Annotated in this window: 15 protein-coding genes; 2 read left to right on the top strand and 13 right to left on the bottom strand. The window is 53.7% G+C overall.

The genetic code is table 11. The features are described from left to right. The first annotated feature begins 31 nt into the window (after positions 1-31). Complete coding sequence (locus DOLE_RS06530; protein WP_012174697.1) at positions 32-1,711, top strand: tetratricopeptide repeat protein; 1,680 nt, start codon at positions 32-34, stop codon at positions 1,709-1,711. 31 nt (positions 1,712-1,742) lie between these two features. Further along, on the top strand, positions 1,743-4,382 hold the full coding sequence (locus DOLE_RS06525; protein WP_012174696.1) for a tetratricopeptide repeat protein: 2,640 nt from the start codon (positions 1,743-1,745) through the stop codon (positions 4,380-4,382). Between the two features lie 49 nt (positions 4,383-4,431). On the opposite strand, the gene mqnC is transcribed toward DOLE_RS06525, so the two are convergent. The 13 genes from mqnC to DOLE_RS06460 form a co-directional block, all read right to left on the bottom strand. Further along, positions 4,432-5,499: a cyclic dehypoxanthinyl futalosine synthase gene (gene mqnC, locus DOLE_RS06520; protein ID WP_012174695.1), complete on the bottom strand. Its 1,068-nt coding sequence runs from the start codon at positions 5,497-5,499 to the stop codon at positions 4,432-4,434. Between the two features lies 1 nt (position 5,500). After that, the gene (mqnE, locus tag DOLE_RS06515) at positions 5,501-6,604 is read right to left on the bottom strand and encodes an aminofutalosine synthase MqnE (protein WP_012174694.1); all 1,104 of its coding nucleotides are present in this window, start codon (positions 6,602-6,604) and stop codon (positions 5,501-5,503) included. A gap of 260 nt (positions 6,605-6,864) precedes the next feature. Next, positions 6,865-7,356: a hypothetical protein gene (locus DOLE_RS17170; RefSeq protein WP_012174693.1), complete on the bottom strand. Its 492-nt coding sequence runs from the start codon at positions 7,354-7,356 to the stop codon at positions 6,865-6,867. Between the two features lie 41 nt (positions 7,357-7,397). Then, a complete protein-coding gene (locus DOLE_RS06505; RefSeq protein ID WP_012174692.1) occupies positions 7,398-8,138 on the bottom strand; it encodes a ParA family protein in 741 nt (246 codons plus the stop codon). Between the two features lie 104 nt (positions 8,139-8,242). Next, positions 8,243-10,873, bottom strand: coding sequence for an alanine--tRNA ligase (gene alaS, locus DOLE_RS06500; RefSeq protein WP_012174691.1), 2,631 nt, complete (start codon positions 10,871-10,873; stop codon positions 8,243-8,245). Between the two features lie 56 nt (positions 10,874-10,929). Then, on the bottom strand, positions 10,930-12,006 hold the full coding sequence (recA, locus tag DOLE_RS06495) for a recombinase RecA (RefSeq protein ID WP_012174690.1): 1,077 nt from the start codon (positions 12,004-12,006) through the stop codon (positions 10,930-10,932). 154 nt (positions 12,007-12,160) lie between these two features. Then, positions 12,161-12,709 carry an RNA 2',3'-cyclic phosphodiesterase gene (thpR, locus tag DOLE_RS06490; RefSeq protein WP_041280408.1) on the bottom strand — a complete coding sequence of 183 codons (549 nt, stop codon included), beginning with the start codon at positions 12,707-12,709 and terminating at the stop codon, positions 12,161-12,163. Positions 12,710-12,743: 34 nt separating this feature from the next. Beyond that, on the bottom strand, positions 12,744-13,208 hold the full coding sequence (locus DOLE_RS06485) for a phosphatidylglycerophosphatase A family protein (protein ID WP_012174688.1): 465 nt from the start codon (positions 13,206-13,208) through the stop codon (positions 12,744-12,746). After that, entirely contained in the window at positions 13,208-14,044 is an 837-nt protein-coding gene (locus DOLE_RS06480) for a DUF3825 domain-containing protein (RefSeq protein ID WP_012174687.1), read from the bottom strand. Before DOLE_RS06480 ends, DOLE_RS06485 begins: the two co-directional genes overlap by 1 nt. Positions 14,045-14,136: 92 nt before the next feature. Further along, a complete protein-coding gene (locus tag DOLE_RS06475; RefSeq protein ID WP_153304374.1) occupies positions 14,137-14,763 on the bottom strand; it encodes an EcsC family protein in 627 nt (208 codons plus the stop codon). Positions 14,764-14,804: 41 nt separating this feature from the next. Further along, positions 14,805-16,412: a P-loop domain-containing protein gene (locus DOLE_RS06470; RefSeq protein WP_012174685.1), complete on the bottom strand. Its 1,608-nt coding sequence runs from the start codon at positions 16,410-16,412 to the stop codon at positions 14,805-14,807. After that, a complete protein-coding gene (locus DOLE_RS17165; RefSeq protein ID WP_012174684.1) occupies positions 16,405-20,493 on the bottom strand; it encodes an N-6 DNA methylase in 4,089 nt (1,362 codons plus the stop codon). Before DOLE_RS17165 ends, DOLE_RS06470 begins: the two co-directional genes overlap by 8 nt. Before the next feature lie 5 nt (positions 20,494-20,498). Further along, the gene (locus tag DOLE_RS06460; protein WP_012174683.1) at positions 20,499-21,656 is read right to left on the bottom strand and encodes a restriction endonuclease subunit S; all 1,158 of its coding nucleotides are present in this window, start codon (positions 21,654-21,656) and stop codon (positions 20,499-20,501) included.

Here is a 21,656-nt window from a genome sequence, read left to right as displayed (position 1 = left end):
GGATGAGGTATCCGGTTTAACGAGGAGAACAATGCTGGACCGTCTGAAAATTTCCAGGCCCATCCAGGCGTCCATCCTGCTTGTACTGGTGCTGGTTGCCTATCAGCCGTCCCTTCACAATGGGTTTATCTGGGATGACGACCTGTATGTCACCCACAACACCACGTTGCGAAGTCCTGAAGGATTAAAACGGATCTGGACCGTTCGGGGCGTCACGGTCCAGTACTATCCCATGGTGTTTACCAGCTTCTGGGCCGAGTACCAGCTCTTCGGACCTGAACCGATGGTGTTTCACGCCACCAACATGATGCTTCACGGCACCAATACCGTTCTTGTCTGGCTGGTACTGGCGGCCCTGGGCCTGCCATGGGCCTGGCCGGCCGCGGCCATCTTTGCCCTCCATCCGGTGAACGTGGAATCCGTGGCATGGATCACGGAACGGAAAAACGTGCTTTCCGGTCTTTTCGCGCTCTCCTCCCTGCTGATCCTGATCCGTCTCTATCTGCCCGGTGCAAGAGAAACGGAAGAAAAAGACAGGCTCCAAACCCGAAAGCGGTACACTCTGTATGCGATCTCTCTGCTGCTTTTCGTCCTTGCCCTGCTGAGCAAGAGCGTGACCGCCATGCTGCCGGTGGTTTTCCTGATTCTGGCATGGTGGAAACAAAAAAAGGTTCCCGTAAACATCATCTATGCAATGCTCCCGTTTTTTGCCGCCGGGCTCGCGGCCGGCATCAACACCTCATGGATAGAAAAAACCCTTGTGGGCGCATCCGGTCCGGAATGGGACATCACCGCTGTTGAACGGGTGCTGATCGCAGGCCGTGCCCTCTGGTTTTACGCATACAAGCTGGTCTGGCCGGCGGAACTGATTTTTATTTATCCCCGGTGGGAGATCAATGCTTCAGCATGGTGGCAGTACCTGTTTCCCCTGGCCGTGCTGCTTCTGCTGACCTTTCTTTTTTCAGCAAGAAATCGTATCAGCAAAGGGCCTGTTGCCGGCGTGGCCCTGTTTACCGTTATCCTGTTTCCGGCACTGGGGTCTATCGACTACTACCCCATGCAATTCTCCTTTGTGGCCGACCATTTTCAATATTTTGCCACTCCTGTCCTGATCGCCATGATCGTGGCCGGCGCACACCGTCTTGCAGACAGGAGGTATCAGTTCCGGGGAAAAGCCCTCGCAACCGGCGGCTTTCTGGTGCTGATCGTTGTGCTCGGCCTGCGAACCTGGAACGCGCAGGAAAAATACCGAGGGCTGCAGCCGTTATGGGAACATACGATTACCCACAACCCAGGCTGCTGGATGGCCCACAACAACCTGGGGACCACACTCGCCGGCAAGGGAAAAACGCAAAGCGCGGTCGCCTGTTTTCAGAGGGCCCTTGCGATCAAGCCGGACTACTTTGATGCGACCAACAACCTGATCGCCTATTACCGGGAAACAGAAGATTACGACCATGCCATTGGAATGCTGCAAACCCTGCTTCAACTGCGGCCGGACAGCAGCGCCACTGTTTACTACAACCTTGCCTGCCTCTACTCTCTCAAGGGCGAGACGGAAACCGCTGTGACATACCTGCAAAAGGCCATTGACAGGGGGTTCGGCCTGCTCCCTCTGCTGGAACGGGACAGGGACCTTGAGAATATCAGGCATACCGATTATTATAACCGGGCACTGGAGCAACTCCGGGAAAAACGGACCGCCCGATGAGGGGCAGGCACAATCGCTGATGGGAGTATAAATGGCGAACAGCACGTTCAAACGCAGGCTTCTTCAGGCGACGGCCCTGGTGGTCCTGGTGCTGGCCGTCTACCAGCCATCCCTGCACAATGGCTTTATCTGGGATGATGATGCCTACGTCCATCAAAACCTTACGCTGACAAGTCTTGACGGGCTGAAACGGATATGGCTGTCGCGGAGCGCCACGCCCCAGTACTACCCCATGGTCTTTTCCAGCTTCTGGGTCGAATACCAAATATTTGGACCGGAGCCGATGGTGTTTCACCTTACCAACATGATGCTGCACGGCATCAACGCCATCCTGGTCTGGCTGATCCTGATGCGGCTGGGCCTGCCCTGGGCATGGCTGGCGGCCGCTGTTTTTGCTTTGCACCCGGTCAACGTGGAGTCCGTGGCATGGATATCTGAACGCAAAAATGTGCTTTCCGGCCTTTTTGCGCTTTCCTCTCTTCTGCTTCTGGTCCGTCTTTATCTGACCGATACCGATAAAACCGTACAAACGCCCCCTTCTCCGAAGAAGAATGCGTATGCCCTCTATGGGGCTTCCTTTTTTCTTTTCATCCTTGCCCTGCTGAGCAAAAGCGTCACCTGCATGATGCCGGTGGTGTTCCTGGTCCTGGTCTGGTGGAAACGAGGCAAAACCCCGCTTGGCACAATCGGCGCGACAGTTCCTTTTTTTATCGCCGGCATCGTGGCGGGCATCAACACCAGCCTGGTGGAAAAGCTCCATGTGGGGGCACAGGGTGCGGATTGGGAGTTCAACCTTCTTGAACGGATGCTGATTGCCGGCAGGGCCCTGTGGTTTTACGCATACAAGTTAATCTGGCCGTCGGAGATAATGTTCACCTACCCTCGATGGGAGATTGATTCCACCGCCGGGTGGCAATACCTTTTTCCTGCTGCCGTTATTCTGCTTTTCGCGATTCTCTTTGCCGCAAAAAACCGCGTCGGCAGAGGGCCGGTTGCCGGCGTGGCCATATTTGCAGTGACACTGTTTCCGGCCCTTGGGTTTATCAGTTATTTCCCCATGCTTTTTTCCTTTGTGGCGGACCACTTTCAGTACCTGGCCACCATTGCTCTGATTACGCTCGTCATTCAAGGACTGCACCGCATGACCAGCACCGGGAGACGCCGGGCTCGAACTCTCGCGATGGGATTCTGTACTCTGACCCTTTTGGCGTTGGGGGTTCGCACCTGGCAGGAGCAGGACAAATACAAGAACCTGCAAGCCCTGTGGGAGGACACCATAAGAAAAAATCCCGACTGCTATCTGGCATTAAACAACCTGGGGTGCGTGCTGATGTCCCAGCCTGATAAGCTGGGCCAGGCCTATGACATTTTTGCAGCCACTCTGAAGATGGGGCTAGATTATCCCGAAACCCGTTTCAACCTGGCCCGCACGCTTTTTTATAAGGGCGACCATGAAGCGGCAATACGCTATTACACGGACCTGCTGGAGAATAGCCCGGAAATCTCACCCAAGCTGCTGGTGGATGTCCATTACGACATGGCAATGATACTGGTCCATCGTGACCAGATCGAAGCGGCTGAAACTCATCTCCGGGCCGCTCTGGAGCTGAAACCCTTTTTCCCGGAAGGATACAACGACCTGGGAGTGCTGCTGCGCCGGGCGGAACAGTTTGACAAGGCTATTGACGCCTTTTCAGAAGCCCTTGCCATGAAGCCCGACTATGCTGAAGCCCGGTACAACCTGGCCCAGGTACTGTACGACAGCGGCCAGGCCGAAAAAGCCATGGTCCATTATAATTTCCTGGTCCACGACGAGACAACCGGCCCCGACCTGCTGGCCAGCATTCATAATGACCTGGGGGTTATTTATACCCGCCGGCACGAGCTGGAGGTTGCGAAAGATCACCTTTCCCGTGCCCTGTGCCTGGCTCCCGACTCCCCCATGTTTCACAACAACCTCGGCCTGCTGATGATTAAGGCGGGCCGAAAGAGCACAGCACTGGAGTCCTTCTCAAGGGCCGTTGTCCTTGATCCGGATTACGCCGAGGCCCGTTACCAGCTAGCCCTGCTGTCGGCTGAGACAGGTGATACGGCAGCTGCCGTATCCCATTACAATTATATTCTGTCCAACGCGCCGGCGGCAGATAACGTTAATCTTCTGGCCGATGTATACAACGGCATGGGGAACATTTATGCTGAACAAAACCAGACAAAAAAGGCTATTTACTATTTTAAACATGCCCTGGCTCTGAAACCCGATTTTGCTGAAGTCCATAACAACATGGCCCTGACCCTGCTTTCTCTGAACAGACGGCAGAAAGCCATTGATCATTTTACCCGGGCACTTGCCATTCAGCCCGGTTTTACGGAGGCGGCCAACAGCCTGGTGCTGACCTACAGTGCTGCCGGAGCGTATGACAAAGCCCTGACCGTGCTGAAGAACCTGCTGGCCGCGGCGCCGGACAGCGCCGCCAGCATCAGCTACAACATTGCCTGCATCCACTCCATCCGCGGAGACCTGGAAAATGCGGCCACATGGCTGAACAGGGCCATTGACAGGGGGCTCCGTCTGCAACGCCTGCTGGAGACCGACCCCGACCTGGAAAACATCAGAAAAAGCCAATACTACCCCGGCCTGCTGGAACGCATGCAAAAATCAACCGAAAAATAATGAAACGTATCTGTGAAAACAGAAACCGATCCGTCACACTGACCGGATGTCAGTGGTACTGCAGAATCCGATAAAAGAAGTCCCGCTGGGCGGCTCGAAGCCCGGCCCCTTCAATGAGGCGGATGATGGCCTCCCTGGGCAGGCGGAAACGGACTCCGGCGGCAGCCACCACGTTCTCTTCGATCATAGTGCTGCCCATGTCGTTGGCGCCGAACCCCAGGGCCACCTGGGAGATCTTGTCTCCCTGGGTCACCCAGGACGCCTGAATGTTGGGCACATTGTCCAGCACCAGCCGGGAGAGGGCCACCACCTTCAGGTAATCCACGGCCGACGCCGGGGTTCCTTTCAGCCGGGTGTTTTGCGGCTGAAAGCTCCAGGGAATAAAGGCGGTAAAACCACTGGTGCGGTCCTGAAGATCCCGGATCGCCAGCAGGTGGTCAATCAGGTGGCGCGGTGTTTCAACATGGCCGAACATCATGGTAGCCGAGGACCGAAGGCCAATAGCGTGGGCCGTCTCCATCACACCCAGCCAGGTGGCAGTATCGCACTTGCCCGGCGATATTTTGTTGCGAATCTCATCGGCCAGAATTTCGGCCCCGCCGCCGGGAATCGAATCCAGGCCGGCGGCTACAAGCTCCCCCAGCACCGCCTCCACGGAGAGCCCCCACTGCTTTGAGAAAAAGGCGATCTCCGGCGGGGAAAACCCGTGAATATGGAGGCCGGATACGGACTTGATGAACTTCAGCAGATCTTTGTAATAGGCCAGGTCCAGGTCCGGGTTCATGCCGCCCTGAAGCAGCACCTGGGTGCCGCCCAGTATAACGGTCTCATCCAGCTTTTTTTTCAGTTCCGCCTCGGACAGCACATACCCGGCCGCGCTGCCCGGAGCCGCGTGAAAGGCGCAGAACAGGCAGCCGGACACGCAGATATTGGTGTAGTTGATGTTTCTGTCCACCACAAAGGTGGCCACCGGCTCGGGCCGCAGCCGCCACCGCTGCCGAACCGCCAGCTGGCCCAGGACAAGCAGGTCGGCTTTCGTATAAAGGGCCAGGGCCTCTTCGATGTCCAGCCGGGCTCCTTCCATGGCTTTTTCGATTGCGGGTTTCAGCCGGTCCATGTCAGGCGCCCCCTTCTTCCGGCACCGGCCGGTAAAACGAGTCCCGCTCAACAGCCTCGAACCCGGCCGATTCAACCATGTGCCGCAGCTGGGAAACCGTCAGTCCCTTTGCCGATGTGGCCCCTGCCGTGTGGGTGATCCGCTCCTCGATGATGGTGCCGTCCAGGTCATCGGCGCCGAAGGAGAGCGCCACCTGGGCCAGCTTTTCTCCGATCATCACCCAGTAGGCCTTGATATGATCGATGTTGTCCAGAAGCAGCCGGGCAACGGCAATGGTCTTTAAATCATCGTAGGCGGTGGTAGGCGGAAGTGCTGAAAGCTTTGTGTTGGCCGAGTGAAAGGCCAGGGGAATAAAGGCGGAAAACCCGCCGGTGGTGTCCTGAAGCCGGCGCAGGGTCAGCAGATGGTCCACCCGCTCTTCGAGGGTCTCAATATGGCCGTACAGCAGCGTTGCGTTGGTGACCAGCCCGGCCCGGTGCACCGTCTCCATCACCTCCAGCCAACGGGCCGCTGAAATTTTTTTGGCAAAAAGCTTCTGCCTCACCCGGTCGCACAGCACCTCGGCCCCGCCACCGGGCAGCATGGCAAGGCCGGCCGCCTTCAGCCCGGCGATGGTGTCCTCCAGGGAGAGGCCGGCCATGCGGGCGATAAAGTCGATCTCAACGGCGGTAAAGGCCTTGACCGTGGCATCGGGCCGGGCCTTTTTGAGAGCCCGGATCAGGTCCAGGTAATAATCAAAGGGCAGGTCCGGGTTGATTCCGCCCACAATGTGAAACTCCCGGACCCCGGCATTTTCCGGTTTTTTTGCGTCACTGCCCACCTGGTCCGGAGAAAGCACATAGGTGCCGGTATCGCCCTTGTCCTTTGAATAGGCGCAGAACAGGCAGCGGTTGACGCAGATGTTGGTGTAGTTGATGTGGCGGTTATGAACGTAGAAGGCCTTGTTGCCGTGGCGTTTTTTGCGCACATAATCGGCGATGCCGCCGATGCCGGCAAGGTCGTTGCTCTCGTAAAGCCGCATGCCGTCTTCGGCATCCAGCCGTACGCTGTTTTTCACCTTTTCCCACACCGGCAAAAGCCGGCGGTCTGAGAGCACTGTTTCCATCTTTTACAACCGATGTTTCCCTATTGTCGGAATCGCTATCGGGATCGGGATCGAAACAAAAACAACTATCGATCCCGATAGCATATTCAATAAAACAGAACGGCGTGTTTACTTTCCGGTGTCATTGAGCGACCACAAATAATGTCATTGCGAGCGCAGCGAAGCAATCTTGTCCATATGCGAAGGAGATTGCTTTGTCGCGTTGCTCCTCGCAATGACGGAATACGCTCCGCTCCTCGCAATGACGGGGATATACCGCGTCACGACCGGTTGATGTCGGCGATCAGGTCCGCGATCTCAGAGGCCATCCGGGAGGTATCCATATTGGAGGTTATGAAAGGGGACGCTTCGGCCGGAGCCGGGGCCGGTGGGCTGTCCGGGGCCGGGTCGATTGCCGCTGCATCTTCCGTATGTTCCGGACCGGCGGCGGGCGGTTCCGCGGCCGCCGGGGAAGAGGCCTCCGTGGTGGGAGATTTTTCCTCGGCCGCTGTTGTCACCACGTCAAAACATTCACCCTTTCGGTCCACCATCACCGACAGGGTCACCTGTACATCAAAATCAAGTTTATAGGCCACCTGGTTCTGGTGCACCACAAGATCCCCCTGCCGGAACGCCATGCGGTCGGCCCCCAGGTTCAGGCTGTACTTGGTCTTGAGCGTCTCCTCGATCATGGCCCAGTCCAGGTCCCGAAGAATGGCGTCCATCAGATCTTTTTCGCCGGTCTGAATCGCTTTGGCGTCGGTAATTTTCATTTACATCACCTCCTAAAAGCAACTGCCGCGCGGCAACAGGCTTATTCCTGAATCAAACGGGCCGCCAGGTCAAAATAGTCCTCAAACGCCTTTGCCATGATGTCTGCGGCTGCAACCGGTCCCTGCAACCCGTCGAACTTTGCAACCGTGGTTACAAACACGCTGCTGCTCATGTTTTTTAAAGCGTCGGCGTCCACCCGGGCATATGCGTCTTCCATGGTGTCGCACCGGGTAAACACCACAGCCCCGATCCTGAGGCCCATATTGAGGCCGCTTCGGACTTTGGCCACCACCTTAAGCAGGTATCCCAGGTGCAGCAGGGCCTCCCGATGACACTGCACCGGCACCACCACGACATGGGCCGCGGCCAGGGCGCTGACAGTGAGAAATCCCATGGACGACGGGGTATCGACAACCACATAATCCGCATTGTCCGCGCCGGCCAGAAGGTCCCGCAAAAAGGTCTCTTTTCCCGCCATGGCCGAGGCCTCGGCTTCGGCGGCAAACAGGTCGATGCCGGCGGGCACCAGCTTTAAAAATTCAAAATCTGTGTCCCTTTCCAGGTCGGCAAGGGTGCGCCGGCCGGCCAGGGCCTGGTAGATGCCGTTGCCGGAGGTCTGCTCAGGGGTTACGCCCAGACAGGCGCTGGCATCCCCCTGGGGATCAAAATCCACCAGCAGGGTGGATTTTTCCATCAGGCCCAGGCAGACCGCAAGGTTTACCGCCGTGGCGGTTTTGCCCGCGCCCTGCCGCTGATTGACGACACTGATAATCTTTTTCATAAGGTATCCATGCTACCACACCGGTTTCCGGTTTCAAAGGAAATGACATCCCGGGTGGGTGGCGGTCTGAAGACCGCCCCTACATTTGTCGATGGCGGTGACCGTCAACCTTTTCCAATCATGTCGCAGGCCTTCTGAATGGCGGCCTCCAGGTGCTCCGGCTGGGGGCCCCCGGCCTGGGCCATATCGGGCCGGCCACCGCCCTTGCCGCCCACAACAGCCGCTGCCTCGCGCACAATATCGCCGGCCTTGAACCGGCCGGTCAAATCCCTGGACACCGACACGATCAGAAACGCCTTGCCGTCGGCAGCTGCCCCCAGCACCACCACGCCGGAGCCCAGCTTGTCCTTGAGCCGGTCGGCCAGATCCCGCAGGGCCGCCGGGTTGTCCGCCGTCACCGTGCGGGCGATCACCTTTACCCCGTTAAGGGTTTTGGCGTCGTCGCTTTTCGGCCCCTCCATGGAGGCGGTGGCAAGGGAAGTCTTTAATCCGGCAATCTCTTTTGCCATGGTCCTGGACTCGGCCAGCAGCTTCTGAATGCGGGCCGCAAGAGCTGCCGGCGACTCTTTAAGCATGCCGGCCGCTTCGGCAAGGATGCCCATCTGTTCCTGAACAAAGGCCACAGCCCCGGCCCCGGTCACGGCTTCGATACGGCGCACCCCGGAAGCCACGCTGGCTTCGGAAAGAATTTTGAACAGGCCGATGTCTCCGGTCCGTTGGGCATGGGTGCCGCCGCACAATTCCTTGCTCACCCCATCAACCGCGACTACACGCACCGTGTCTCCGTATTTTTCCTCAAACAGGGCCGTAGCCCCCTGTTCCATGGCCTGGTCCATGCTCATCTCGGAGATGGTCACGGCCCGGTTTTCCCGAATCCGGTCGTTGACAAACACCTCGATACGGTCCAGGGTGGCCCGGTCCAGCATGGAAAAATGGGTAAAGTCAAACCGCATCCGGTCCGGCGACACCATGGAGCCGGCCTGTTTCACATGGTCGCCCACAATCCCGCCCAGGGCCGCGTGCAGCAGGTGGGTGGCCGTGTGGTTGGCGGCCGTGGCCCGGCGCCGGTCCTCATCCACGGCCAGGCTAATGGTCTGGCCCTTTTTCACCGTTCCGGAAGCCACTTGCCCCTTGTGAATGACAAGGCCGGTAGGGTCCTTGATGGTATCGGTCACTGTTATTTCCAGGCCGTCGGCGGTGATGACACCCACGTCGCCCATCTGGCCACCGGACGCCCCGTAAAAAGGCGTGGTATCGGTCACGATTTCAATCTCCTGGCCGGCGGTTGCGGTCTCCAACTCACTGCCGCCATTGACCAGGGCCAGCACCGTGGCTTGGGCGGCCAGGCCGGCATAGCCCACGAAACCGGTTTTCATCCCTTTTGCGGAAAGGTTGCGGTAGGCCTCTGGCTGCTTTGAAAAGTCGACTACTGACCGGGATTTGGCCTTCTGCTCAGCCATGGCCGCGTCAAACCCCTCCATGTCCAGGCCGATCATTTTCTCCCGCACCACGTCCCGCACAATATCCACCGGAAACCCGTAGGTATCGTACAGCTTGAAGATCACGCCGCCGGGAATGACGGACTCTCCCTTTGCCGCCATGCCGTCCAGGGTCTCGGAGAGCAGGCGCAGGCCGTTGTCCAGGGTCTCAGAAAACCGGACCTCCTCGTTTTCAAGCACGTTGGTGATAAAAGAAGCGTTCTCTTTGAGTTCCGGGTAAGGCTCGGCCATGACTTCAAACACCGTGCCGGCGGTCCGGGAAAGAAATGGCCGGGTCAGGCCGAGCTGGCGGCCGTAGCGAATGGCCCGCCGCAGAATGCGGCGCAGCACATAGCCCTTGCCCTCGTTGGAGGGCAGGACCCCGTCGCCGATCAGAAAGGCCGCGGCCCGGCTGTGGTCCGCGATCACCTTCATGCACACATCCATGTCCGGAGCCTGGCCGTAGGTTTTGCCGGAAGCCGCCTCAATGCCACGAATGATGGGAATAAACAGGTCAGTCTCGTAGTTGGTGTCCCGGTCCTGGATCACCGCGCAGATCCGCTCCAGGCCCATGCCCGTGTCAATGCTCGGATGGGGCAGCGGCGTCAGCTCGCCCGAGGCCTGGCGGTTGTACTGCATGAACACCATGTTCCAGATCTCCATGAACCGGTCGCAGTCGCATCCGGGCGCGCAGTCGGGCCGGCCGCAGCCGTATTTCTCTCCCCGGTCCATATAGATTTCACTGCACGGTCCGCAGGGACCGGTGTCGCCCATGGACCAGAAGTTGTCCTTCTCCCCCAGCCGGGCGATCCGGCTCTCGGCCAGACCGATTCTGTCTTTCCAGATGGAAAAGGCCTCATCATCCTCGTGAAACACGGAAACCGACAATTTGTCTTCAGGCAGTTTGTAGCCGTTGAGCAGCAGGTCCCAGGCCAGCTCAATGGCCCGCTCCTTGAAGTAGTCGCCGAACGAAAAATTACCCAGCATCTCGAAAAAGGTGTGGTGCCGGGCCGTGTATCCCACATTTTCCAGGTCGTTGTGCTTGCCCCCGGCCCGGACGCATTTCTGGGAGGTGGTGGCGGTGGTGTAGTCCCGCTTCTCCTCGCCCATGAACACCCGTTTGAACTGCACCATGCCGGCATTGACAAACAGCAGGGTGGGATCGGCCTGGGGCACCAGGGAGGAGCTGCGCACCACCCGGTGGCCCTGGTTTTCAAAATAGTCCAGAAACGTTTTTCGTGCCTCGTTTCCCGTCATTCGTTCTCTTTTCCTTCCAACACGGTTCAACCGCCAAACGCCATGGCCCGAATAGGCTATGCTTTATCCGCTTCAGTGGCCTTTGCCGCCTTATCGGCCTTGTCGGCCTTGTCCGGTTTCTCCACCGCGGCGGGCTGCCCGCCGGCAAGGCCAACGCTCTCGCGCACTTTGGCATAGAGTTCGTTAAACACCTCGGGCTTGTCGGCAAAAAACTGCTTCACATTCTCCCGGCCCTGGCCGATGCGCTCGCCGTTATATGAGTACCACGAGCCGCTCTTTTCAATAATGTTGTTTTCCACGCCGATGTCCAGCAGTTCACCGGTTTTCGATATGCCTTCGCCATACATCATGTCAAACTCCACGGTCTTGAAGGGGGGCGCGATCTTGTTCTTGACCACCTTGACCCGCACCCGGTTGCCCACCACCTCCTGGCCGTCCTTGATGGCCGCGCTGCGGCGAATGTCCAGCCGCACAGACGCGTAAAACTTCAGGGCGTTGCCGCCGGGCGTGGTCTCGGGGTTGCCGAAAAACACGCCGATCTTTTCACGGATCTGGTTGATAAAAATAATGGATGTATTGGTTTTGCCGATCACGCCGGTGAGCTTTCGCAGGGCCTGGGACATAAGCCGGGCCTGCAGTCCCATGTGGGAGTCGCCCATCTCGCCCTCGATCTCGGCCTTGGGCACCAGGGCCGCCACCGAGTCGATTACCAGGATGTCGATGGCGCCGCTTCTCACCAGCATGTCCGCGATCTCCAGGGCCTGCTCGCCGGTGTCGGGCTGGGAGACCAGCAGTTCATCGGTGTTGACCCCCAGCTTTTTGGCATAGGCCGTGTCCAGAGCGTGCTCGGCGTCGATAAAGGCGGCAATGCCACCCTTTTTCTGGGCCTCGGCAACGGTATGAAGGGCAATGGTGGTCTTGCCCGACGACTCCTGCCCGTATATCTCGGTCACCCGGCCCCTGGGAAGCCCGCCCACGCCCAGGGCCACATCCAGGGCAATGGAGCCGGTGGATATGGACGGAACATTGATCACGGTTCCGGTGCCCAGCTTCATGATGGCGCCCTTGCCGAACTGCCGCTCGATCTGGGTAATCGCGCTTTCAACCGCCTTGGTCTTTTCTGCGTTACTCATCTCACCCTCCTGTCTGTTCCTTTAATATGGTTGGTACGGCAATGATTTCTACTTCAACTTAACCTCTTACCATCGGAGTCGGTATCGCTATCGGGATCGGGATCGAAACACCCGGCCGCGTCGATCCCGATCCCGATACCGATACCGATTTCAATTACCCGCCCAACGCAAACGCCGCCAGCCGGCTGTAAACAGGCCCGGCTGCGGTCAAATCGCTTTTATACACCATCAGCCTGTCGATGCAAAAGGGCTTTGATTGAAAATCAAGACAGGGCGCCATGGCAGCGGCCAGTTGCCGCACATCCACGGCACGCTTGATACGACCCAGCGTCACATGGGCCGTAAACCGGCGCTTTTCCTTACCAAAACCGGCAGAAAACAGATTTTCATCCAGGATGCCGTGAAAGTCAACAAGAGATCGCAGGTCCCCGGAAAGCCCTGCCCACAACACCCTGGGCCGGTTCATATCCGGAAACACCCCGATGCCCTGAGCTCGAATCTGCATGGGGGAAATGCCCTTAACTGCCTGTTCGGCAGCTGCCAGGGCTTTTTGAACCGCCTCCGGCGATATCTCGCCAAGAAATTTGACTGTAAGATGAATATTTTGAGGCGCCACCCAGCCGATCTTCACGCCGCCGGCCGCAACTGTTTTCTGAATGCCGGCCAGATCATCAATCACCTCCGCCGGCAGGTCAAAGGCCATGAAACATCGTATTTTCGAAGGCTTGCTCTCCATATCATGCCGCGAAAAACAAAAACAGAACCCGCACCGCAAGATTGGCCGCCACCCCGGCAAGCAGGTCATCGGCCACAATGCCGGCCCCGCCGGGAAACAGTGTCTCCACCTTTCGAATGGGAAACGGCTTGATAATATCAAACACCCGGAACGCCGCAAACCCGGCCACCGCATGCCAGAACGTAAACGGCAGGCCCAGCATGGCCACCATCATGCCCGCGATCTCGTCAATGACAATGCACCCCGGATCGGTCTTTCCCAGAATCTTTTCGGCCCGGTCAGAGACCCACACCGACACGCCGATAACCACCACCAGCACTCCGATGGCCCACGCCAGGCCAAGGCCGGACACCAGAAAGGTGCACCCCACCCCCACCACACTGCCGAACGTGCCCGGCGCAAAGGGAATAGATCCGGCCCCGAACCCGGTGGCCAGAAACATGATCAGTTTTTCAGAACGTGTCATTATGGATTAAGCCAATCCCTGTCTGGCCTGCACAGTAATCGGGCGTTGACATAAGCCATATCCATAGAAAGTGCAGTCCTGATTCTGTATATTTTCCTGTCATCGTCACGATCAGCGACTAAGGCCAAATCCGCTTCATAGTCGCTTGTGAGATTTAGCGGCAAAAGAAGTTGTATTCTCCCAGAATACCAATGAGGTATGGCGACTTTATAATTCCGTCGTATTTTTTCTTTTAGAAAACGGGTTGAACCTTCAATCGCGGCGATAGAGAGTGTCCTTTCCTCTCTCAGATTAGCAGGCAGTCTGTCTTTATTGTGGTCGACGATATGATCTGTGTTTACTTCTATTTCGTAACCTGTTTCAAATACGAGATCTCTAGCGTATGATATATAAGTTGCAACTTCAGGAAGAGGGTTGAACGGTTTTAATTTCTCTGAGTATGAATCGGCGAAACTATAAAACGTCCACTGAGGTTTCCCCAACTCTTCGGCATTTTGGTTAAAAAAGAAAGTAGCATAAATATCTTTTTCATTTTTTGTTTGAAGGCCGGTATTGAAACAAGACTTTGATCCATCATCAGAGTAGGCAATCAACCCTAATTCTTGTATCCGTAGAAATGTGTAGTTAAGGTAGTTCATTAGAATAGGGTATTTCTGCCCGTCTTTTCTGAATTGAGGGCTCCTAAAATTCCAATCCTCTTTTTTTGCCATGTGTGCGAGTTTTTCAAAAGGAGTTTCCCAGTTTTCCCCATCTGCGGCATTCCATCCAAAATGAGAAAACACTTCTGAGCCTTTCTGCTCCTTGTATCTTTTAAAAAGTGCTTGATATGTAGCCATTTCGTCGCCTCTCCTTTTATGTCGTTAATAGAAAATTGTTTTTATAGCAAGCAACTGTCTGTCACAGAAGATCACAAAAATCGCGCCTTGCTTTACCCCTCGCCGCTATAGTAATGGATTGCGGTTTTTCCTACGGCTTTTGTGGCAAACCAATCGAACGCATAGCCAACCGGGGCGCCAACGAGTGGAACCATCTTCGTAAAACTTGTGGTCGATTTTTCGCCGGCTTTTGTAATGATTTTGCGAGAAACCACTTTCCATATTTTTTTCATGACATCCTTTGTAATATATTTTTCCACCGCCTTTTTTGTTACATCTTTTGCGGCTTCCACTCCGATTTTTTTAAAAACTTCTTTAACGGCATCGCCAGCCAGTATAAGGTAGATGTCGGTTTTCACATCAACCGTCTTTGTATTGTGGCCATAAACACGGGCCACAGCAAGGGCCATGCAAATTTGAATTTTCCATGAAGCCGCCAAATCAAACGGGATAGCCACAGGAAGAGACAGAATCCCTCCCAGCCCTGTGCCGGCACCGACCAGCCCGCTTTTTACCGATTTCCGGCGAACGATTTTTTTGGCTAAAGCCTCACGGGAGATGCCGGGATTTTGGGATCTTAATTTCTCAACGTACTGGTCAATATCCTGTTGCCCGGCTTCTATCGCCCAACCGATAAGTTTATCTAAAGCGTTGCTTTTTTTCTCATTCTCGTTTGCCATGTATTCCTCCAGTAACAAAACGCACCATTGTCGTGACGCATTTATGCATTGACAGGGTTAATCCCTCCCAGCTCACTTTCCAGGCACGCTGCCAGTTCAAGGCACGTATTTACAGCAGCGATTGCCACTCCGACAGGAATATCACCTGGGGGGAGATGTTGACCAAAATCACCGAATCCATGCGCTGAATTGGCGAGAGCCCAAGTGTTGCTGGAAATATGTTTTGCCTTGGAGTCGCTCTTGTCTGTTCCGGTTATAAGTTTTAAAAGGTGAATTTGATGGCCACGTTTGGCGAAAGGAAACTTTTTGTCCCAATAATCTTGTGGACCTTTCTCGCCGTTATATTTCCACTCTGTAAACCATGCTTCGGGCACAGCCCTGCCTGTCCCAAACTCAGCGTCCCAAATCAGATCCAAAGCACGATCGACAACCCCTCGAATATTGGTAAGACAGACCCTCGGATGTTCTGGAATATCTTCGATGCTTTTCTGGATAAGCCTTCGGAGGTCGGCGTTGAGCGAGACCAAGTGGTCAAGGCGGAATTCAAGTACACTGCGGATGTTTTCTTGATAGTCTTTCCAAAAACGAAACAAGCGCGCCATGTTCCCGATGTTATCCCCGTTCTGTTTTACATATTGTTCAGCAAAGCGACACCCACTTTCTATCTTGTTTCCAGTGACCTTGATAAAGCCCTTTTCCTCGAGACACTTACGGTCAACGCTGTTAATATCGGCAGCGTCGACCTTTTTGTGCTCTATCAGATATCGATAAGCCTCTTTTGCTGAGGCCGGACAGTCCTTCCACAGAAAGCTGATATAGCTATTAACAGAGCCTGAGATGGCCTCTGCCACCTGGTTCACTATCTGGTTGTCAATGTCTCCAGTAGCCCTTGTTTTTACAATTTGATTAATTAAAAATAAATACAGTATGGGATAACCGGCCGTCCAGTTTTGCAGTTCGCTCATAGCTCCGCTTGTAAACGTAAGGTCCGGGACCTTACTCATAAGCGCTACTATGTCCTGAGCATCAAAGATACCCACCTGCAATGGTGTCGGATCAAAAATATTCCAGAAATCACTTGATGCGGTCGTTGTACTCCGGAGTAACTCACTCATAGGCTGACGGGTGGCCGTAACCAAACGCAGGCTCGTCGTCTTAGAAAAAAGTTCCCGTAAATTATCCCAATGATTTCTTGTGAGGTTGTCTTTATTGAGCGGTTGATCAAAACCATCCCAAACCATCAACGTTTTGATTTTATCGCTATGCATAGCATCGATAATTTCTTTCAATTCCTCATATATCCCCTCCTCTTCTTGAAGTGCTAAAATGTGTTCTGCATATTCATTCCCAATCACCGCCAGCTCTTGTCCCAACTTATGACAAAAGGATTTTAAAAAGGCATGGTCTGAGTCCGGGGTTTGATGCCCCAGATCCCAAAAAACAACCGCATTATATGGCGAATCCGGCTGACGCATTCTTTCGGCAAGATTATTCATTAAAACTGTTTTGCCGACATAACGCGGCCCCACAATCGATAGATTGCTTGGCGACTTCTTGGTAAGGTTATTCCATAACCACTGCATGAGATCTGCCCGGCCAACCATAGGGGGGATACCTATACCTAAAATCGGGAATTTAACATCAGTCATCATTGTCCTCCGTTTCACCTTGCGCATGGTCCTCTGTTTCTCTTTGCGCTTTGTTTCTTAACATTGCAAAATCATGCTGCCGGTCAATCCATCTACCCATAAGAGGAATTGATAAAGTATATTCGCCACTGTCAGCGCCACCAGTAAGGTCAATCAGTTCCAATTCTCTCAGGAATTCGATGTCTTCAATGAGCTCATCATCAGTCACGTTAATTCCATCATTAGCCAACAGCTCAATAAGTAGCGCCAAAGTAATAAGGCCAGACTCTTTCATCTGCTTATTGATCAACCCAAGAATAAATCGACGACGGTCTGATTGGGCGTAATCCCAGAGACTGGCGAAATGCTCGTTATTTTCGGCCAGTCGGTCGGCTGCCTGCTCTACGATATCTAATCTAATGGCCCGGATTTTAAGTTGTGCTACCATATCAAATACCCGATTACAAAGGCATTGCAATAGAAATGGCTGACCATTGGTGAGAAAAATCGCCTTTTCAACCGACTCCCTGGTATAGGTCAACCGGCCCTTAACCGGTTCTGTCACCAGCCTGGACGCGGCTCCATGGGAAAGAGAGGATACGTTAAAAAGCGTGCCCAGCCCATAGAGCGCCGACCAGTATTCTTCTCGCAATTTTTTCAGTCGCCGTGAGCCGGTCAGAATGGCCGAGAATCCAGAATAAGTCTGAACCATATAACGGATATTTTCCGGGACCTGCGGAGACGTAATACCGTTATCAATGCCTTCCTGAAGTTTGTCAAACTCATCCAGCATCAGCAGAATACCCAGTTTGTTTTGTGCGGCAAGATCAAGTGCTACCTCGGCATATTCACAAAAATCCTCAAAAGGAGATTCTTCACCGATCCCTTTGCGGCAGGCCTTTGCAATACCTCTTTTCTCCCCCATTGGCAGAAGGCTGCCATCAGGCAAAGGCACTTCGACATCAAGTGTAGCCAGTCCTTTGGCAATGTTTATGGCAATCGTACGGAAAACAGAGGCAGTGGGGACCCCGACACCCTCTTTGCTGCCTTCGGCGCCTTGCAGACTGCAATAGACGCCCAGCCAGCCCGGCACAGGCCCATTACCTTCCAGGTGACAAAGCACAGATGACTTTCCGGCCCTGCGGTTCCCTTCCAGTAGAACAACATTGCCGCTTTTAACAACTTGACGACGGATTTGCTCAAGCAGTTTCTCTCGACCAAAAAAGACTTCGTTGCTCTCGGGACCAATGGGGTCCCCACACACATAAGGGCTGCCACCAAGTTCTGTTGGGGAAGCTTCATCCGGATCACCGTCGGCTGAAAACTCAAATGCTATCTCTTGTTCACCATTTAATTGCAGGCCATCAAGGGTTACGGCAGACCACTGCACCATTCTCATATATGTTCCTGGTGCTGGGGGTGTTGTTAACTTGAAAGTTAAGGTTTCTGTTGTGTTTTCGGCCAAGTATTCAACCCGTTTGCCTTCATTCGCTGTGTCAACATATATAGCCACTTCACGCAAAGGCAATGGGCTTTGGTTTTGTACGGTCAGGTCGATTTCCTGGAGCTCACCTGGCTGGGTAAAAGAAACTTCGCCAGTAAAGACCAGCTTAATATCATCCAAAAGGGTGGACATACCCAGATCAATCAACTTTGATACAATATCAGGTAGTTCACTAATATTTTTTTTAGTTTTTGCTGTTAGCCCCTTGAGCAAAAACGGGGTGGCTAAGATCCCTCCTAAAGGTCCTGCAGCAAAAGTGGTCCCAGCAGCTGCACCTATCCCAACAGCAGCACCTATAACTTTCCGTAAGGTTTTTGCTGGTTTGTCCCCCTTAATATTAGTGATGCCTACAATCCGCTGCTTTGACTCTTTAAGTGCAATGAGCATCCCAGGACCTTGAGGCAGACTATTAATCCCCTGAAGCGGCCTAAGAGAATGGCTAAAAGCAAGAAGCCAGGGTAACAGGTCGTTGTTATTATCATCGCTGTTCCTCTCATCAGCAAAGGCCTGCGCCTCTTTTGCAAGTTGGTCAAGTAGTGAAAGGTCTAACGGAAATCTTTTATTTTCCATATCAGAGGGTAGTTTTTTAATCGTCTTTTCGATCCATTCGGCAATTGAGTCGTGCCCTTTCCCAGAGAGAATTACCATAAGATAATTAAGAGCGTCTACCTTATGTTCCCGAAACTCATCAGCCACGCGATGCTGAATCTGCAGCGGAGGAATCGGTACGGGAAGGTTTTCTATGGCCCGTTTATTCAGATGGTTAATAACGCCACCGGAGGCGCGGTCTTTCAACCAAGCCCGGCATTCGTTGCTGTCAAGATAGGCAACCAAAAAATGAGGATCAATCCGGCCATCCTTCGGCCGCAGTACATACAGACCGCTTGCAGCAACAGCTCCCACGGCGCCGTTGCAAACTATGCCAACCTTTCCTATGGTGCCCGACTTGGAGATTAACACATCACCGGCTCGTAGTTTCCAGGATGCCTTAACCAACTCTATCGCTTTTTCTGAAATCCAGGAGGTCCCTTTGGTTACCTGGCCTTTCTCAATGTCTTTGATGCGAATATATGGAACAGGTTCAATGGTTAACGATAGGCTGCCTGGCTGCTTTTCCCCCATACTCTCTTCTTTAATGGCACCCAGTGATAATGCCGCCAGTTCTTGGCTTACTGGAGACGTGTCTTTCAAGTCATGAGATCGGATAGAGCAGCCATGTAATATCTCACAACATTCCTTGAGAGGTTCTATGGGTATGGAACGCAGCTTGTTCAGTTCATCAAGCACACCGAGAAGACTGCTTCGATCACGGCGACGGGGTGTGAGGTCAAATCCTAATTCAGCGAGAGACTCCACCTCAACGTCCCAGCAGTACTGGGACTGTTCCGGGTTGCGTATCATGGCAACCAGCGAGTGTATCTGACTGTCTGAAATAGTCGTGGGCTGTTTACCTCGACCTTGCTCGAAAAACGGTTCAGCATTGACCATGCGGATCTGTTTTGTGCTGCCCCCACGCCGCAATACCAGGATACCTGATGGTATGCTGATCAAGGCCCCAAAGACATTCGGCGGGAGGGAGATGACAGCTTCGACAGTATGATTTTCGATAAGCCACGCGCGAAGATTTATTTCCGTGTCTCCGAAAAGCAGGCTCTGGGGGACGGCAATAATTGCCCGGCCGTCGGGCCGCAGGTTGGCAAGTGCATGCTGGATGAAGAGCCCTGCACGCCCTCTTGTCCTTACAGGATAATACTTTCCATTCAGCTCAATTTCTTCTTTAAGTATCTTGTGAATCGCCCCCCAGGGCGGGGTGGCCAAAACCACATCAAATCCATCCTGCTGTGGGTTGGCAGGGGCTGTGCGTTCCAAGCTGTTGCCCAGCTCAATCTTTGGGTCACTGGCGCCGGCCAGCACCAAACGCGTCATCCCCACGATATATGCGGAAATATTCTTTTCGACCCCTGATATATTTACACTTTCCATGTTATACCCGGTATTTTCCTGCTGCCCGGAAACATGATCAATGGTCGTGATCAGTAAATCAGCTGTCCCGAAGCAGGGGTCATAGATGCTCTCCCCTTTTGAAGGCGCGGCTAATTCGACCATAAACTTGGTAAGATAAAGTGGTGTCGTATGATAGCCATCTTTGGCTTCACCAAAACGGCCATCAATGTCTTTTAACGCCCGGCGGTGATCTGCCGGGGTCTCAAAGGGCTTTTCAGCCAAACGGCTTACAGTATTAGCCAATATTTTGGGGGGGAGATCTCCCAATTTTCTGGTTGGCGCCGCGAGACGGTGCAAATGCGTGGCCATTGGATTGTGCCGAAAATTTTTGAGCTGGTCCAGGGCGACAGGCAACTGCCTGGTTAAAACATTGGAGAGATCTTCCGGAGACAGTTGATGCCAGGTGCGCCAGTGGAGGGATGCCGGTAAAACAGGCTCATACTCCGTGCCTTCAAAGGCGGCCATGGCTTCCAGTTCTGCCTCCTGAAAGTCAGCCCAGCGCAGATAAAGCAAGGTGGCGATAGCCAGCTTCATATCCGCTTTTAAAAAATTTTTTAGCCGGTCATTTATTTCTTTTTGATCAGGCGTTGTCATGGCTTTTACAGTTCTCCGGCAAAGGCTTTATGGAGAATGGATTGGCGTAAAGCATTTACCTCCGAGGTGCTTGCTGCCATGTCTGTTTGCAACTCTTCAACTGCAGCAACAGCATCGTCTAGAGATTCGGTGATCTGCTGCTGTTTCTGGGTCGAAGGTAAAGTGAATTTATAGGCAAAAAGGTGTTTGCGGTTAACTTTTGGCATACCAGCACGATTAGAGCCAGCAATTACGTAATCCGTAAAATGTCGAGAAAGAAGTAAATAGAATAGATAATCTCTGGTCAATTTTTGAGGAGCAGGGAATAACGGATACATATCGGCACTGCAAAGACCTGAGAAACCAGGACGAGCGACCTTCATCAGGTAAGGACGAATTTTATTGTACAGCACCATTGAATCATTAAAGGTAAACTTGCTTGATTTGAGTTTCTCCGCTCGGGCTGTTTTCAAATTAACAAGCTTACTTGTTTTCGCTTCGATGTTTCCGCCTCCGATATGTAATAAGTCGATATATTGAGGCGCTCTTGGATCAACTAGGCTGGACGTGATTGCGCAAACATCAGCGAGCGTAACCTTTTCTCCATCAGCCTCCTGATATTCTGCCTCAATCAGGGACTCCAGGAGATAGCCACGCTCCCGCATGGCCTCCGCCCGTAGTCCCTCAATCTCCTCCACCCGCTCCATGCACTCCTTGATGCGGGCGACGATGCGGCGCTGTTCGTCGACGGCTAACGCTGGGACTGGCAAATTCGCAATGTCAGTTTTTGAAATTTGTTTAAATGTCGCACCTCGGCCTAAGCTCAATAAATGATCCTTGCACGCCATCAACCAAAACCATAAAAATTCTGGATCATGTCCTTCAATTATACGAAGGCCGCATACGCCACGACCATAACAATACTTCGAGTCTGCCCAGTTCAAATCTCCAATTGTAGCGCGCACGCACAGAATGATATCCCCAGCCTTGCCTGTTTTTGTTGGAGAAGTCGTCCATTTTTTGGGGGATGGATGAATGAGTCCCAAATCAGCAGCCCCTGCAATCAAAGGAGTCCCAAGGGTATTTTCATTATAAGTGTCCCCTTTAGGTGCTTGGCCCATAACAACCAAACATAATTGGTTAAGTGGCTGTGTTTTCCAGGAAGAATTTAAAGTCGGCAGCAT

Origin of the sequence: Desulfosudis oleivorans Hxd3 (genome assembly GCF_000018405.1) — a bacterium.
GTDB classification, from domain to species: Bacteria; Desulfobacterota; Desulfobacteria; order Desulfobacterales; family Desulfosudaceae; genus Desulfosudis; species Desulfosudis oleivorans.
The sequence above is the reverse complement of the archived record's forward strand: the minus strand, read 5'-3'. Positions and strand labels throughout refer to the sequence as shown.